Raw genomic sequence first — 14,268 nt, forward strand, 5'->3', positions numbered from 1 at the left:
CGGGTGATGCTCACCCCCGAGCCTTCACCGTTTCGCTCGTGGCTATTCCCGGGCGATGATATTGATGCCGGTCCATCGGAGGACCTCGTCGCCGTCGCCGTTGTACGCCCGGGTCTGGTTGCGGACGTAGCCGCGGTCGTCGCGGCTCTCGGAGGCCGTGGTTTCGAGGATTTCGTTCTCGACGGTCAGCACGTCGCCGGGCCGAACCGGCGTCTCCCAGCGCAGTTCGTCGACGCCGATCGCGCCCATGCTCGCCGCCTCGCAGAGGAAGCCGTCGGCGAACAGACGCATGCAGACGCTGGCAGTGTACCAGCCCGAGGCGATGACGCCGCCGAACATGGAGTCGCGCGCCATTTCGGGGTCCGTGTGGATCGGCTGGGGGTCGTACCGTTCGGCGAAGCCGATCATCTCCTCGCGGGGCACCTCGTAGCTCCCGAGTTCGCGCACCGTGCCGGCCTCGATATCCTCGAAGTGGAGTTGGGTCATGCGTCGTGGCTCGAAGGCGGCCGGCATAAAATCGATCGAAACGGGACGGCCCGCTGTCTGGCGGGTGGCGGGCAGGCGTCCCGATCGCGAGTGTGAACCGGACGGGAGCGAACCAGCCCGTCCCCCGACACTGGGGCCGCGACCCCGGTCAGCCGTCCTTGTCCCACTCCGGGTCGCGGTCGTCCATGAAGGCCGCCAGCCCCTCCTCGAACACGGCGGAGTCGCTGACCCGCTTTATCGTGTCGCGCTCCTCCTCCAGATGCTCGTCCAGCCGTCCTGCGAACGTCGAGTCGATCAGCGCCTTGGTCTCCTCGTACACCGTCGTCGGGCCGTCGGCGAGCGAGGCGGCCCACTCCGTCGCCGCGTCGACGAACTCGTCGTCCGGGCGGTCGATCCGCCGGTTTGCCAGCCCCATCTCGACCGCCTCCGCGGCGTCGATGGGCCGCGGGTCGAACAGGAGTTCCCGCGCCCGGTAGGGACCGACCGTCTTGGCGAGGAAGAACGGCGTGGCGTTGTCCGGCGTCAGCCCGACGCGGGCGTAGCCGGTGTCGAGGACGGCGTCGCGGTGGAGGACGACCAGGTCGCAGGCCAGCGTGAAGCCGAGCCCGCCCCCCGCCGCGACGCCGGACACCGCCGCGATGACGGGTGCCGGGAACCGCCGGAGCGTCCGGATGAACCGGTTCGACGCGGCGGCGATGGTGTCGACCTTCGCCGCGCGCATCTCCTCGGGCGCGGACTCGACCGAACGCAGGTCGGCACCCCCCGAGAATTCCGGCTCGCCGTACAGGACGAGCGCGCCAACGTCCCCGGCGAGCGCCTCGACGGCTTCGGACATCGCCTCGACCTGCGGCGGCGTGAACACGTTCAGCGGCGCGTCGCCGCGCTCCATCACGAGCCGGGCCACGTCGCCGCCCTCCACGAACTCAAGGCGAACGCCGTCGTGGACGCGCTCGACGCGGATCATCGTCCCTCCCCGCTCGTTCCATCCCGGTCCAGCGGTGCCTCCGCGTCGCGGTACCGCTCGGAGAGGTTGAGGTACTCCTCGCAGTACCACCGGATCTGCTCTTTCCGGTCCTCGCCGATCGGCTTCGTTTCGGGCGGCGAGCCGTACGCCATGTGGCCGTCCGGGATCTCCTGCCCCTCGCGGACGACGGTCCCGGCGGCGACGATGCACTCGTTGCCGACCGATGCCTCGGGCAGGATCGTGCTCGACATCCCGACGAGCGTGTCGTCGCCGACGGTCGCCCGGTCGACCACGACGTTGTGGCCGACGGTCACGCCCGACCCGAGCGTCGCCTCGTGGAGCATCGTGAAGTCCTGCACGTTCGTCTCCCGGCCGACGCTGACCGGGCCGTAGTCGCCCCGGACGCAGACAAAGGGCCAGACGCTCGCCCGCTCCGCGACGGTCACGTCGCCGACGAGGTACGCCATCTCCGAGACGAACGCGGAGTCGGCCACCGCGGGGCGGTCGCCCTCGAACGGTCGGGTCGGGGGCATCACTTCACCCCCAGGTAGCTCTCCATCGCCTCGCGGTCGGCCAGCAGTTCGCCGGCCGGCGCGTCGTGGACGACCTCGCCGGTTTCGAGGACGTACGCCCGGTCGGCCAGCTCCAGCGCCATCTCGGCGTTCTGCTCGACCAGCAGGATCGTGACGCCGTCCTCGTTCAGGTCGCGGATGATGTCGGCCACGTCGTCGACGATCTGCGGCGCGAGCCCCTCGCTCGGCTCGTCGAGCAGGAGCAGGTCCGTCTCCGGGCCGAGCAGGCCGCGGGCGATGGCGAGCATCTGCTGCTCGCCCCCGCTCATCGTGCCCGCCTTCTGGTCCCGGCGCTCGTCGAGACGGGGGAACCGCTCGTACACGTCCTCGAACCGGTCATCGCCGCCGTCGCCGGAGTGGGCCGCCAGCCGGAGGTTCTCCTCGACAGTGAGGTCGCCGAACACGCGGCGCTCCTCGGGCACCCACGAGACGCCGCGCTTGCGGACGCCGTGGGGTTCCAGCCCGTGGATCGGCTCGCCATCTTTCGTGATCTCGCCGGACGTAACCGGCGTCAGACACATGATGCTCCGCAGCGTCGTCGTCTTGCCCGCGCCGTTGCGGCCGACGAGCGCGACGACCTCGCCGCGCCCGACCGAGAGGGACACGTCGAACAGGACGTGGCTCTCCCCGTAGTGGGTGTCGATGCCGTCCACGGACAGCATGTCCTCGGCCATCTCACCCACCTCCGAGGTACGCCTTCTGGACGCGTTCGTCCTCCCGGATCTCCGCGGGCGGGCCCCACGCGAGCAGTTCGCCGCCGTTCATCACCGCGATGTGGTCGGATATGTCCATGACGATCTCCATGTCGTGTTCGATGAGGACGATCGTGATGTCCTCGGCGATCCGCTCTATCAGTTCGACCGTTTCGACGGTCTCCTCCGGGCTCATGCCCGCCGTCGGCTCGTCCATCAGGAGCAGATCCGGGTCCGCGGCCAGCGCGATCCCGATCTCCAGGTGGCGGCGCTGGCCGTAGGAGAGGTTCGACGCTTTCCGGTCGGCCACGTGGCCGAGGCCGATCCGCTCAAGCGCGGCCTCGGCGTCGTCCAGCGCCCCGTCGAGGCTGTTGTAGTGCCGGACGAAATCGGAGACGCCGAACCCGCTGTGCCGTGCCTGCGTCGCGAGGCGGACGTTCTCCAGCGCGGTCAGGTCGTCGAAGAAGTTCGTGATCTGGAACGACCGGACGATCCCGCGGGAGACGATGTCGTGTGGATCCTCGCCGTCGATGCGCTCGTCGCGGAACTCGATGTGACCGTCGGTCGGTTCGTGCTTGCCGGTAAAGAGGTTGAACAGCGTCGTCTTGCCGGCCCCGTTCGGGCCGATGATCGACGTGATCTCGCCGGCGGGCACCGACAGCGACACGTCGTCGACCGCGGTGAGCGGGCCGAACTTCTTGGTCACCGCCTCGGTGCGGAGCAGCGCGTCGCTCATGGCCGCTCACCTCCCGGAGTCGGACGGTGTGGGTCGATCGGCGTCATCGTTCACCCCGCACCTTCTTGACGTAGGTCAGGAGCGCCTGTTTCGCGTTCGAGAGCGCGTTCCGCGGGTCCTCCTTCAGCGAAACGACGATGCCGGCAAGCCCGCGCGGGGCGAAGATGACGACCACGACGAACACCCCGCCGAGGATGACCTCCCAGGCGGCGACGCCCGCCAGCATCTCCTCCAGCACGATGACGGCCGCAGCGCCGAGCATCGGGCCCCACAGCGTTCCCATACCGCCGAGCAACAGCATCACGACGAGTTCGCCGCTGACGGTCCAGTGGAGCAACTGGGGGTGTGCGAGGCTCTGGAACGGGACGTACAGCCCGCCGGCGAGGCCGGCGAAGCCGCCGCTGATGGCGAAGCCGACCACCTTGTACCGTCGCACGTCGTAGCCGATGAAGGCCATCCGCTCCTCGTTCTCGCGGATCCCCTGCAGCGCGCGGCCGAAGGGGGAGTTGGCGAGACGCACCAGCGCGACCAGCGAGAGCGCGACCAGCGCCAGCGCCATGAAGTAGTAGTTGATCCGGTCGGTGAAGTCGACGACGCCGAACAGCTCGAACAGCTGGACGCCGTAGATGCCGTTATCACCGCCCGTGACCGTCTCCGCACCGGTGATCATCGCGGGCACGTCGGCGAAGGCGATCACGTAGAACATCTGGGCGAACGCCAGCGTGAGCATGGCGAAGTAGATGCCACGGGCGCGGACGGCGAACCAGCCGATCACCGCCGCGACGACCACGCCGGTCAGCATCGCCAGCGGCAGCACGACCAGCGCGTTCGGGGTCACCTCGGCGATCAGCAGCGCGGCGGCGTAGCCGCCCGCCCCGAACATCGCGGCGTGGCCGAACGACAGCAGGCCGGCGTAGCCGAACACGAAGTCGAGGCTGAGCGCCAGCAGCGCGAACACGAGTATCTGCACCAGGATGAACAGCCAGAACGGCTCGAGGATCGCCACGACCGGGCCGAGCAGGGCCAGCAGGACCACGATGACGGCCAGCGCGTAGCGGCCGCCGGTGGTGAGGATCTGGTTGCCCGCCGTGCCGTCCGTCCCGGCGAAGCGGCTGATGAGTTCGCGCATCTACGCTGCCTCCGTTGCGCCGAACAGGCCGCTCGGTTTCGCGATCAGTACCACCGCCATCAGCGCGAAGATGAAGAGGTCGGTCAGCGACGGCGCGATCAGCGCGCCGTACGCCGTCATCAGCCCGATCAGCAACGCGCCGTACACGGCACCCTTGAAGCTCCCCAGGCCGCCGATCACGACGATGACGAAGGCCTGGATGATGACGCCGAAGCCCATCCCGGGGTTGACCGAGCGCGACGCGCCGAGGAGGACCCCCGCCACGCCGGCCAGCGCGGCCCCGAACACCACGACGCCGGTGAACACCTTCGACACGTCGACGCCGAGCGCGTCGACCATCTCGGTGTCGTGGGCGCTCGCCCGGATGAGGATGCCGAGGTCGCTCTTGGCTATCGCGAGCCAGATCCCGCCGATCAGTATCGTGCTGACCACGAGGACGAACATCCAGTACACCGGGTAGCTGAGCGAGCCGTACGAGAGGGTGCCGGAGAGCGCCTCGGGGACCGGGATCCGGTAGGACTGCCCGCCCCACACTTCGACCACGATCCCCTCGATCATGATCGCGAAGCCGAACGTCAACAGGATGTGATACAGCGGGTTGCGGCCGTACAGCGGGCGGAGCGACAGGATCTCGATCGCCCCGCCGACAATGGCGACGAGCAACGGGGCGACGACCAGCGCGGCCCAGAAGCTGCCCAGTTCGGAGGCGGCGACGACGCCGAAGTACGCCCCGAGCATGTACAGCGCGCCGTGTGCGAAGTTGATCACGTCGAGCATCCCGAAGATGAGCGTGAGGCCGGCGGCGACCAGCGCCAGCGTCATCCCTAGCTGGAGCCCGAGCAGCGTCGCGCGCACTATCGTCGTGGCATCTACCATGGTGGATCCCCCGGTGCAGTGTGTTGATGTCGGTCGACCATGTCAGAGGCTGCAGCCCCAGGTCGGGATCTCCGGCTCCTCGATCGTCGTCACGACCTCGTTGTCGACCGGAACCTCGCCGTCGCTCTCGACGACCTGCCGGACGTCCATGCTCTGTATCGGGTCGTTCGTCTCGGGGTGGAACTGGAAGTCGCCACGGGGGCTGTCCAGTTCCATGCCGGACAGCGAGTCGGCGAGGTCGTCCGGGTTCGTGCCGTCCACGTCCGAGACCGCGGCGTCGAACGCCTGCGCCGAGTCGTACCCCTGCACCGCGTACACGTTCGGTCGACTGTCGTGGGCGTCCTGATAGTTGCTCACGAACGTCTGGTTCCGGTCGGTCTGCTTCGACGGCGTGTAGTGGAGCAGCGAGTACTTGCCAAGCGCTGCCTCGCCCTGCGCCGGGAGGGTGTCCTCCGAGAGGAGGAAGCCGCTCCCGGTCTGGGTGAGCTGGTCGTCGAGCCCGAAGTCGCTGAACTGCGTGATGTAGTTGACCGCGTCGCTCCCCGCGAAGAAGGAGAACACGGCGTCCGCGCCGCTGTCCTCGATCTCGCCGAGATACGGGGAGTAGTCGTCCGACCCGAGCGGGACGCCGACCTCGCCGACGACCTCGCCGCCGGCCTCCTGGAACGCCTCGCTGAAGAAGTTCTTCGAGTTCTGGCCGAACGCGTAGTCGGCGTAGGCGAGCATCACGTTGTCCGCGATCTCGTCGTACACGTACTGGGCCATCGGCGCGCTCGTCTGCCAGTCGTTGAACGATGTCCGGAAGTGGTAGTCCAGACAGCCGTCCTGCACGACCCGGTAGTCGCCGGCGTTGGCGTTGAGCCAGATCGCCGACCCCTCGGTCTCGACGGTCTGCATCATCGCGATGGCGACGGCGCTGGAGACCGGGCCGACCAGCACGTCGGCCCCCTCCTCGATCAGCATCTCGCGCGTGATCGAGACGCCGCGGTCGGTGTTCGCTTCCGTGTCCCGCTGGACGTACTCGACGTCCCGGCCGCCGAGCTGGCCGTCGTTCTGGTCGACGTACATCTCGAAGCCGTTGACGATGCTCTCGCCGAGCAGCGAGTACGTCCCCGAGAACGGGAGGACGTAGCCGACGGTCACCGTGCCGTCGCCGCCGTCGCTCCCGGTGAGTCCGCCGAGGCAGCCGCCGAGCGCGGTCGCCCCCGCGGCGGCCCCGCCGACGAGGAACCGTCGCCGCGACGAGCCTGTAGACCGCTGCTGCCGTTCCCGTCCCTGCGTATTCGTGCCAGTCCCGCTAGTGGGAGACATACCCAACCCGTGGTCGATGGTCCATTTATAATTTTCGACCATGTAAGGGCTCCCCGTTTTCCGACGGGTGCTGGCTGGTTTTATATACCAGCCCCGCAGACGTGGGACTGCAATGATAGCAGCCCCGCCAGCGACGCTCCGGGAGGCGGTGTCGGCGATTCCATCCGGAAGTACCGTCGCCGCCGGTCTCGCGCTCGAACACGCGATCCCCTTCGCGGTCGGCCACGAACTGATCAGGCAGGGAACGGACGACCTCACGCTCGTCGGCCCCATCAGCGACCTGCTGTTCGACCAGCTCGTCGGGGCCGACGCGGTCTCACGGATCCGGGCGGCCTGGGTCGGCAACGTCAGCGCCGGCACCGGCTACCGGTTCCGCGAGGCCGTCGAGAGCGACGCGATCGCGGTCGAGAACCACTCGAACTTCAGCATCGCCCTCGCGCTGAAGGCGGGGGCGCTCGGCGTCCCCTACCTCCCCACGCAGTCGCTGCTCGGGAGCGACGTCTTCGCCGAGAGCGACCTGTTCCGGCGCGGCGAGGACCCCTTCACCGGCGACGAGGTGGCACAGGTCCCGGCGATCGAACCGGACTGGACCGTCGTCCACGCACAGCGCGCCAGCCCGGCCGGCGACGTCCACCTGTGGGGCAACACGGGGATCGTCGATCCGGCGGTCGGCGCGGCCGACAACGTCCTCGTCACCGCCGAGGAGGTCGTCGACGGCGAGACGATCAAGAGCGACCCGAGCCGGACCGCGATCACGCGCGAGCAGGTCGCGGCCGTCGTGGAGTGCCCGTACGGCGCACACCCATCGCCGGTGGCCGGTCACTACAACCGCGACAACGAGTACTACCTCGACTACCACGACCGGACCGACACGCAAGCGGCGTTCGACGAGTGGGCCGACGAGTGGGTGTACGGCGTCGAGGACCGCGCCGAGTACATGGCGAAGGTCGACGCCGACCTCTCGATCACCGAACCGACCGTCGCCGCGGAGGTGCGCTATGGCCAGTGAGTACACGCCCCGCGAGCTGATGGTGAGCGCGGCGGCAAGCGAGATCGACGACGGCGACACCGCGTTCGTCGGGATGCGCCTCCCGCTCATCGCCTTCCAGGTGGCGGTGAGCACGCACGCGCCGAACTCGATGGCCGTCTACGAGAGCGGCGTCGTCCGGGACAGCCCGGCCGACGGGTTCATCCACACGATGTGTGACCTGCCGAACCTGAACCGCGCCGTCTCGACGACCGGAATGATAGACATCATGAGCCGCCTCCAGCGCGGCGACATCGACGTCGGCTTCCTCGGCGGCGCGGAGGTCGACCGCTACGGCAACCTCAACACGACCCGGGTGCAGGCGGGCGACCGCGAGATCCGGCTCCCCGGCAGTGGCGGAGCCTGCGACATCGCCTGCATGGCCGGACGCACCGTCCTGCTGCTGCCCCACGAGCCGCGCCGGTTCGTCGAGGAAGTGAACTACGTCACCAGCCCGGGCCACGCCGCCGACGGGAGCGGCCGTGAGACCCATCCCGCGCCGGGCGGGGGCCCGGACGCGCTCGTCACCTCGAAGGCGACCTTCGGCTTCGCCGACGGCGAACTGTACCTGCGGAGCGTCCATCCCGGCGAAGACGCCGAGTCGGTGCTCGCGGACTTCCCGTGGGACGTGCGGACTGCCCCGGACGTTGACGGGGGGGAGGTGACGACGACGCCCGAGCCGACCGCCGAGGAACTGGACCTGATCCGGACGTTCGACCCCGACGGGTTCTGGACGTAGCGCGCCGAGCGTCCGCCCGCTCGTCGCGGGACTCCCCGAGTAAGCCGTCAGTCACGGGCTATCTTTCCCATCGTCGATCGGGAGAGTAACCGTTAGGTATATCTTTTAAAACTATGATGGTTGAAGCGACGATGCAGACAAACGTTCCCACAGAGTACCTGCCGGACGAATCGGCCGCGCCGGACTACATCAACGCGGTGCCGGAGGCACACTACCCGAAGGAGATCAACACGACGGACCAGCTCGTCGATAAACACGTCCGCGAGGGACGTGGCGACAACGTCGCCGTCTACTTCGAGGACGAGGAGATAACGTACGAGCAGTTGCAAGAGCGAGTCAACCGGATGGGCAACGCGCTCCGGGACCTCGGCGTCGAGTCGGGCGACAGGGTCGTCGTCCGGTTCCCGAACCGCCCCGAACCGCTCGTCACCTGCCTCGCGGTCCAGAAGATCGGGGCCGTCGCCCTGCCGTCGATGAAGCTCCTGCGCGCCAAGGAGCTGCGATACATCGTCAACAACGCCGAGGCGAAAGCGATCGTCGTGTTCGACGACCTGCTCGACGAGGTTGACGAGGCACTGCCCGACCTCGACACCGTCGAGGACGTGGTCGTCGCCGAGCGCACCGGCGTCGACCACGACCATCACAGCTACGACGCGGTGATGGACGAGGCCAGTCCCGACCTCGACGCGGCCGACACCGAGCGCGACGACCTCGCGCTGATGCTGTACACCAGCGGGACGACCGGCCGCCCGAAGGGCGCAGTCCACACCCACCGCCAGCTGCTCGCCAGCGCCGACACGTACGCCCGGTACTGCCTCGAACCCTCGGAGGACGACGTGTTCGGCGGCAACCCGCCGCTCCCGTTCGCGTACGGCTACGGCGACCTCGTCACGTTCCCGCTCCGCTTCGGCGCGAGCACGAGCCTCGCGCAGGACGCCGGGCCGGGCGACCTGCTCGAAGCCGTCGAGAACCACGGGATCACGGTTCTCTGTTCGATCCCGACGGCGTTCAACCAGATGCTCTCGGAGTTCCCCGACGGTCCCGAGGAGTACGACATCTCCTCGCTCCGGGTCGGCGTGAGCGCCGGCGAGCCGCTGACGCCGACGACGTTCGAGTCGTTCGAGGCAGAGTACGGCGTCGAACTGCTCGACGGCATCGGGACGACGGAGATGCTCCACATCTTCGTCAGCCACCGCCACGACGAGGAGATCGACCCGACGGCGACCGGCTTCCCGGTGCCGGGCTACGAGTGCAAGATCGTCGACCCCGACACCGGCGAGGAGTGCGACCGCGGCGAGGCCGGACTGCTGGCGGTTCGCGGGCCGACCGGTATCGAGTACTGGGACCGCCCCGAGAAGCAGGCCGACGCCTGCCGCGCCGGGTGGTCGTACCCCGGCGACATCTTCGTGATGCGCGAGGACGGCCGGCTGGAGTACAAGTCCCGCGCCGACGACCTCATCATCTCCAGCGGGTACAACATCCCCGGCCCGGAGGTCGAGGCCGTCGTGCAGGAACACGACGCCGCGTCCGAGGTCGCAGTCGTCGGCAGCCCCCACGAGGAGCGCGGGGAGATCGTGAAGGCGTTCGTCGTGCTGGAGAGCGGCGCGTCCGGCTCAGAGGACCTCGTCGAGGAGATCCAGAACCACGTCAAGAACACGCTCGCGCCGTACAAGTACCCCCGCGAGGTCGAGTTCGTCGACGAACTCCCCCGGACGGAGACCGGGAAGATCCGCCGCACCGAACTCCGCGAGCAGGAGCGTTCGTAACGGTCTTCGTCGACTCGTTTTCGGCGGTCACCCCTCGTCTCCGGTGAGTAGCTCCGTTCCCACTGCAGTAACATCCCGGCTACGCGTGGTATGTATACATTTATCGTATACAGGCACCGGGTCGACGGGACGGACGACGGTTGCAACGGGGACGTGGGAGAATTGGGTCGGTTCGTGGCTCGACCGAGAGCGTGTTAACACACCCTAAGTCCGTGTTATATCGAGGCGTATTCGAAACTGTATTCATCGATCGTATACGTCCGGCAGCGACGGCCGGCCCGGGCAATAGACTGGTCAGGGAGGAGCCGGAGCCGCTGGAAGGTCCGGACCCCGCGGGAGAGAGGCGCGACGGTTCGCGGTCACGCACCCCCTTTTGCGGACACGGTGGCGTTGTCCTCCAGGGTCCGGGCGACGACGTAGAGGCTCCAGATGAACAGCCAGAGCGTGAAACTCGGGACGATCACCCACCACCAGGCACGGGTCAGCTCGCCCGACCCGAACACCTCGTGAAGCATCAGGCCCCAGCTCACCGTGTCCGGGTCGCCGAGTCCGATGAAGCTCAGGCTCGCCTCCAGCAGGATCCCCCACGTGATCGCGAACACGAAGTAGATCAGGATGAGGGGGACGAGGTTCGGGAGCAGGTGGTAGTACATGATCTTCACGTCCGAGGAGCCGGCCGCCTTCGCGCTTTTGACGAACTCGCGCTCCCGGAGCGACAGCGCCTCCGACCGCGTGACCCGGGCGACGGACCGCCAGAACAGCAAGGCGATCACGGCGGCGATGGTGTACAGGCCCGACCCGAAGATGGCGATCAGGATGATCGCCATCGGGTAGAAGGGGAGCCCGTACGCCATGTCGGTCAGCCCCATCAGGACGGTGTCGACCTTCCCGCCGTAGTAGCCCGAGACCAGCCCGATGTTGACGCCGATGGCGACGACCAGCACCGCGGACAGCACGCCGACGGTCAGCGAGGTCCGGAACGAGTGGATCGTCTGGCTCAACACGCCGTACCCGAGGTACGTCGTGCCCAGCGGGAACTCGCTGCTGGGCGGCTCCAGCTGTGCGTACTGGCCGGACGAGGTCTGCAGGTACTCGAACGGGCCCGGGATCGGCATGTACGGCCCCACGATCCCGATGAGCACGTAGATGCCGAGTATCGTCATCGCGAACTTCCCCCACCGGTCCTCGAACACCGGCGCGAAGAAGTCCCAGGCGATGCGTCTGGCGCGCGACGCCGTATCGCTGTACTTCTGTACGTTGATCATGTTTTCCCGTAGCTGATCCGCGGGTCGAAGTAGCCGTACGCCAGGTCGACGACGAGGTTCGTCAGCAACACGATGACGGCCACCATGAAGAAGGCGGCCTGCGCGACGGGCATGTCCTGTCGCTGCGCCGCGAGCACCAGTTCACGACCGATGCCCGGCCAGGAGAACACCACCTCGATCAGTATCTGCCCGCCGAAGGCGATGCCGATCATCGGCGTCAGCCACGTGAGCAGGGGCAGCATACTGTTTCGCGCCGCACGGCGACGGACCTGACGGGGGTGGAGCCCCTTCAGTCTGTGCAGTTCGACGTAGTCCTTCTCGCGCTCGCCGATGATGTTGTTCCGCATCAGCATCATCGGGTCGGCGATGTAGTGGAGCAGCGCCGTGGTAAAGGGCAGCGCCGCGTACTTGTAGAACGTCGGCGACGTGAGCCGTTCGAGCACCGACTTGTCGGCCCCGCCGATGGGACCCATCCCGCCGGTCGGGAGCCACCCGAGGTTGTACGAGAACACGATCAGGAGCCCGAGCCCGAGGATGAAGTGCGGGACGGCCCGGAGCGACACCGGAATGTACGTCCCCCAGCGGTCGAGCGCCGTGCCCTTGTTCCAGCCGACGACCGAGCCCCAGAAGTACGCGATGATCATGACCAGCGTCAGCGCCGGCAGCATGATCATCAGGGTGTTGACGAGGCTCGGGAAGATCACGTCGGCGACCGGCTCCCGGTAGAAAAACGAGATGCCGAAGTCGCCCTGCAGCACGTTCCGTATGAACACGATGTACTGCTCGTGAAGCGGCCTGTTCAGGCCGAAGTTCTCCAGCATCGCCTGCCGCGACTCCTCGGTGAGTCGCCCGCTGACGAGCATCGCCGTCGGGTCGCCGGGCATCACCCGGAACAGGACGAAGATGGCCGTCAGCAGGAAAAACAGCATGAAGACGAAGCTCACGAGCCGGCGGACCAGGAATTCGGTGAGTGAGTTCGACATGGTGGGGTGTGGCTCTCCGGTCTACTCCTCGGGGTAGTACAGGTTGTCGTTGTTGTCGTACTGGTACCCGGCGTCGCGAAGCGTCTGTTTGGCACCCTGGATGTCACGCTCGACGTTCGGCAGGTCCGCCGCGAACGACGACTGCGGGTGGACCAGCGTCCCGTCGCCGACGTCGGCCTCCCCGTTGTAGAAGATCTGGATGATCCGGTTCGGGTCGGTCGCCTGCATGAGCGCGTGCCGGAACGCCCGGTCGTCGAAGGGGGCCGTCCCCACGTTGAAGCTCATCTTCATCTGGAGCACGCTCGCCGCGCTGGACTTCGAGATGTAGTCGTTCTCGGCGAGCGCGTTGGTCACCGACGGCGGCGGCGACGACGTGGTCATGTGGATGTTCTGCTCCTCGAAGTCGGCGCGGATCGCCTCCATGCTCGCGCGGTTGACGAAGATGAACTCGTCGAACTCGGGCGTCGCCCAGTGGTCGTCGTACGCCTCGTACCGGATCTCGGTGTCCGTGATCTCGGTGATCTCCAGCGGGCCGCTGCCGACGAGTTCGTCGACGTCGGCGTCCCAGTTGACCGGCGTGTCGACCTGGTCGGGCACGTCCTGCCAGATGTGCATCGGCAGGATGTTCATGAACGTCATCGCGCTGTTCAGGAACGCGACGTTCGGCTGGGCGAGGGTCACCCGGACCGTCCGGTCGGTCTGCATCGTGGCGTCCTCCACGTCGCTCAGGAAGGGGTCGTATTTCGGGAAGGAGTACTCCATCAGGAAGTTGAACGTGAACTCCAGGTCCTCCGCGGTCAGCGGCTCCCCGTCGTGGAACGTCATCCCCTCCCGCAGGGTCATGTCGATCGTCGTGTTGTCGATCTGCTCGTACTCCTCGACGGACCAGTTGATCGGGTCGCCGTCGAGCCCCACCCGGCTCGGCGTGTCGTACGCCAGCTTCAGCAGGTACTGGAGGTCGTTCGAGTCGGGGGCCAGCGGGTTCGGGATCGCGATCTCCTGCTGGGCACCCACGACCAGCGTGTCCGTGTCGCCGACCGGTTCGGCAGTGAGGACGGTCATCGTCCCCGTCGTCCGGGCACCGATGAACTCCGTGGGCTGGATGTCGAACTGCCCCGTGTTGATCGGCAGCGTCGCTTTTGGCCAGACGTAGGTGAGTTCGGGGAGGTCCTCCCGGAGGATCTCCTGCATCTGTCCGATGATCTCGGCGCGCTCGTCCGGGTCGTACGCCGCACGCTGCTGGTCGAACAGGTCGTCGTACTCCTCGTTCTCGTAGCCCGCGATGTTCACCGCGGAGTCGGAGGTGTACGTCGAGAGGAAGTAGTCCGGGTCGACGCGGTCCGGCGACGACCCCCACGGCGTGTGGCTCACGTTCTCCGGCTGGTTCGTGTACGCCTCGCCGACGAACGTGTTCCAGGTGGTCGTGTCGAGTTCGAAGTCGACGCCGATCTCGCTCCACTGGTTGGCCGTCTCCCGCGCCACGTCGACGAAGTTCGACAGTTCGCCGACCCGGATCTGCTGTGTGCCGACCTGTTCGCCGTCGACGTTGCCACCGCCCGAGTTACAGCCCGCCAGCATCGCCGCCGTCGCAACCGCGCCGCCTTTCAGCATCGTTCGCCGGTCTATCGTCTGTTCCTCCCTTCCGTACCGCGAGTTGGTGTCGTCTGTCATGGGTATTCGGTGTGTGACGTACTCACACGTACCGCTTCGTTCACAATCGAT

Annotated in this window: 14 protein-coding genes; 3 read left to right on the plus strand and 11 right to left on the minus strand. The window is 67.4% G+C overall.

The window, feature by feature from the left end; all coding sequences use genetic code 11:
• Positions 1 to 42 precede the first annotated feature (42 nt).
• The 8 genes from D8896_RS16015 to D8896_RS16050 all read right to left on the minus strand — a co-directional run bounded on the left by D8896_RS16015 (position 43) and on the right by D8896_RS16050 (position 6,766).
• The gene (locus D8896_RS16015; RefSeq protein WP_121823122.1) at positions 43 to 486 is read right to left on the minus strand and encodes a MaoC family dehydratase; all 444 of its coding nucleotides are present in this window, start codon (positions 484 to 486) and stop codon (positions 43 to 45) included.
• Between the two features lie 148 nt (positions 487 to 634).
• On the minus strand, positions 635 to 1,450 hold the full coding sequence (locus D8896_RS16020) for an enoyl-CoA hydratase/isomerase family protein (RefSeq protein WP_121823123.1): 816 nt from the start codon (positions 1,448 to 1,450) through the stop codon (positions 635 to 637).
• Positions 1,447 to 1,983, minus strand: a complete 537-nt coding sequence (locus D8896_RS16025) for a gamma carbonic anhydrase family protein (RefSeq protein ID WP_205596855.1) — start codon at positions 1,981 to 1,983, stop codon at positions 1,447 to 1,449. Before D8896_RS16025 ends, D8896_RS16020 begins: the two co-directional genes overlap by 4 nt.
• Positions 1,983 to 2,696 carry an ABC transporter ATP-binding protein gene (locus D8896_RS16030; protein ID WP_121823124.1) on the minus strand — a complete coding sequence of 238 codons (714 nt, stop codon included), beginning with the start codon at positions 2,694 to 2,696 and terminating at the stop codon, positions 1,983 to 1,985. Before D8896_RS16030 ends, D8896_RS16025 begins: the two co-directional genes overlap by 1 nt.
• A 1-nt stretch (position 2,697) precedes the next feature.
• Positions 2,698 to 3,450 carry an ABC transporter ATP-binding protein gene (locus D8896_RS16035; protein WP_121823125.1) on the minus strand — a complete coding sequence of 251 codons (753 nt, stop codon included), beginning with the start codon at positions 3,448 to 3,450 and terminating at the stop codon, positions 2,698 to 2,700.
• 43 nt (positions 3,451 to 3,493) lie between these two features.
• Complete coding sequence (locus D8896_RS16040) at positions 3,494 to 4,579, minus strand: branched-chain amino acid ABC transporter permease (protein WP_121823126.1); 1,086 nt, start codon at positions 4,577 to 4,579, stop codon at positions 3,494 to 3,496.
• Positions 4,580 to 5,455 carry a branched-chain amino acid ABC transporter permease gene (locus D8896_RS16045; protein WP_121823127.1) on the minus strand — a complete coding sequence of 292 codons (876 nt, stop codon included), beginning with the start codon at positions 5,453 to 5,455 and terminating at the stop codon, positions 4,580 to 4,582. It abuts the gene before it with no gap.
• Between the two features lie 42 nt (positions 5,456 to 5,497).
• Positions 5,498 to 6,766, minus strand: coding sequence for an ABC transporter substrate-binding protein (locus D8896_RS16050; RefSeq protein ID WP_121823128.1), 1,269 nt, complete (start codon positions 6,764 to 6,766; stop codon positions 5,498 to 5,500).
• A gap of 112 nt (positions 6,767 to 6,878) precedes the next feature.
• Between D8896_RS16050 and D8896_RS16055 the strand changes: the two genes are divergently transcribed.
• The 3 genes from D8896_RS16055 (at position 6,879) to D8896_RS16065 (ending at position 10,298) form a co-directional block, all read left to right on the plus strand.
• Positions 6,879 to 7,775 carry a CoA transferase subunit A gene (locus D8896_RS16055; RefSeq protein ID WP_121823129.1) on the plus strand — a complete coding sequence of 299 codons (897 nt, stop codon included), beginning with the start codon at positions 6,879 to 6,881 and terminating at the stop codon, positions 7,773 to 7,775.
• On the plus strand, positions 7,765 to 8,532 hold the full coding sequence (locus D8896_RS16060; protein WP_121823130.1) for a CoA-transferase subunit beta: 768 nt from the start codon (positions 7,765 to 7,767) through the stop codon (positions 8,530 to 8,532). Before D8896_RS16055 ends, D8896_RS16060 begins: the two co-directional genes overlap by 11 nt.
• A 131-nt stretch (positions 8,533 to 8,663) precedes the next feature.
• The gene (locus tag D8896_RS16065; RefSeq protein ID WP_205596856.1) at positions 8,664 to 10,298 is read left to right on the plus strand and encodes an acyl-CoA synthetase; all 1,635 of its coding nucleotides are present in this window, start codon (positions 8,664 to 8,666) and stop codon (positions 10,296 to 10,298) included.
• A gap of 359 nt (positions 10,299 to 10,657) precedes the next feature.
• On the opposite strand, the gene D8896_RS16070 is transcribed toward D8896_RS16065, so the two are convergent.
• The 3 genes from D8896_RS16070 to D8896_RS16080 are packed head-to-tail and all read right to left on the minus strand — an operon-like array spanning position 10,658 to position 14,217.
• Positions 10,658 to 11,563, minus strand: coding sequence for an ABC transporter permease (locus tag D8896_RS16070; protein ID WP_121823132.1), 906 nt, complete (start codon positions 11,561 to 11,563; stop codon positions 10,658 to 10,660).
• Positions 11,560 to 12,546, minus strand: a complete 987-nt coding sequence (locus D8896_RS16075) for an ABC transporter permease (protein ID WP_121823133.1) — start codon at positions 12,544 to 12,546, stop codon at positions 11,560 to 11,562. Before D8896_RS16075 ends, D8896_RS16070 begins: the two co-directional genes overlap by 4 nt.
• A 21-nt stretch (positions 12,547 to 12,567) precedes the next feature.
• Complete coding sequence (locus D8896_RS16080) at positions 12,568 to 14,217, minus strand: ABC transporter substrate-binding protein (protein ID WP_121823134.1); 1,650 nt, start codon at positions 14,215 to 14,217, stop codon at positions 12,568 to 12,570.
• Between the last annotated feature and the right edge of the window lie 51 nt (positions 14,218 to 14,268).

Source organism: Halostella salina (assembly GCF_003675855.1).
In the GTDB taxonomy this organism is placed as follows: Archaea; Halobacteriota; Halobacteria; order Halobacteriales; family Natronoarchaeaceae; genus Halostella; species Halostella salina.

What these genes read in the sequence shown, in the direction of transcription:
- D8896_RS16015 (WP_121823122.1), bottom strand. Translation starts at nt 486, where the DNA reads ATGACCCAACTCCACTTCGAGGATATCGAGGCCGGCACGGTGCGCGAA.
- D8896_RS16020 (WP_121823123.1), bottom strand. Translation starts at nt 1,450, where the DNA reads ATGATCCGCGTCGAGCGCGTCCACGACGGCGTTCGCCTTGAGTTCGTG.
- D8896_RS16025 (WP_205596855.1), bottom strand. Translation starts at nt 1,983, where the DNA reads ATGCCCCCGACCCGACCGTTCGAGGGCGACCGCCCCGCGGTGGCCGAC.
- D8896_RS16030 (WP_121823124.1), bottom strand. Translation starts at nt 2,696, where the DNA reads ATGGCCGAGGACATGCTGTCCGTGGACGGCATCGACACCCACTACGGG.
- D8896_RS16035 (WP_121823125.1), bottom strand. Translation starts at nt 3,450, where the DNA reads ATGAGCGACGCGCTGCTCCGCACCGAGGCGGTGACCAAGAAGTTCGGC.
- D8896_RS16040 (WP_121823126.1), bottom strand. Translation starts at nt 4,579, where the DNA reads ATGCGCGAACTCATCAGCCGCTTCGCCGGGACGGACGGCACGGCGGGC.
- D8896_RS16045 (WP_121823127.1), bottom strand. Translation starts at nt 5,455, where the DNA reads ATGGTAGATGCCACGACGATAGTGCGCGCGACGCTGCTCGGGCTCCAG.
- D8896_RS16050 (WP_121823128.1), bottom strand. Translation starts at nt 6,766, where the DNA reads ATGTCTCCCACTAGCGGGACTGGCACGAATACGCAGGGACGGGAACGG.
- D8896_RS16055 (WP_121823129.1), top strand. Translation starts at nt 6,879, where the DNA reads ATGATAGCAGCCCCGCCAGCGACGCTCCGGGAGGCGGTGTCGGCGATT.
- D8896_RS16060 (WP_121823130.1), top strand. Translation starts at nt 7,765, where the DNA reads ATGGCCAGTGAGTACACGCCCCGCGAGCTGATGGTGAGCGCGGCGGCA.
- D8896_RS16065 (WP_205596856.1), top strand. Translation starts at nt 8,664, where the DNA reads ATGCAGACAAACGTTCCCACAGAGTACCTGCCGGACGAATCGGCCGCG.
- D8896_RS16070 (WP_121823132.1), bottom strand. Translation starts at nt 11,563, where the DNA reads ATGATCAACGTACAGAAGTACAGCGATACGGCGTCGCGCGCCAGACGC.
- D8896_RS16075 (WP_121823133.1), bottom strand. Translation starts at nt 12,546, where the DNA reads ATGTCGAACTCACTCACCGAATTCCTGGTCCGCCGGCTCGTGAGCTTC.
- D8896_RS16080 (WP_121823134.1), bottom strand. Translation starts at nt 14,217, where the DNA reads ATGACAGACGACACCAACTCGCGGTACGGAAGGGAGGAACAGACGATA.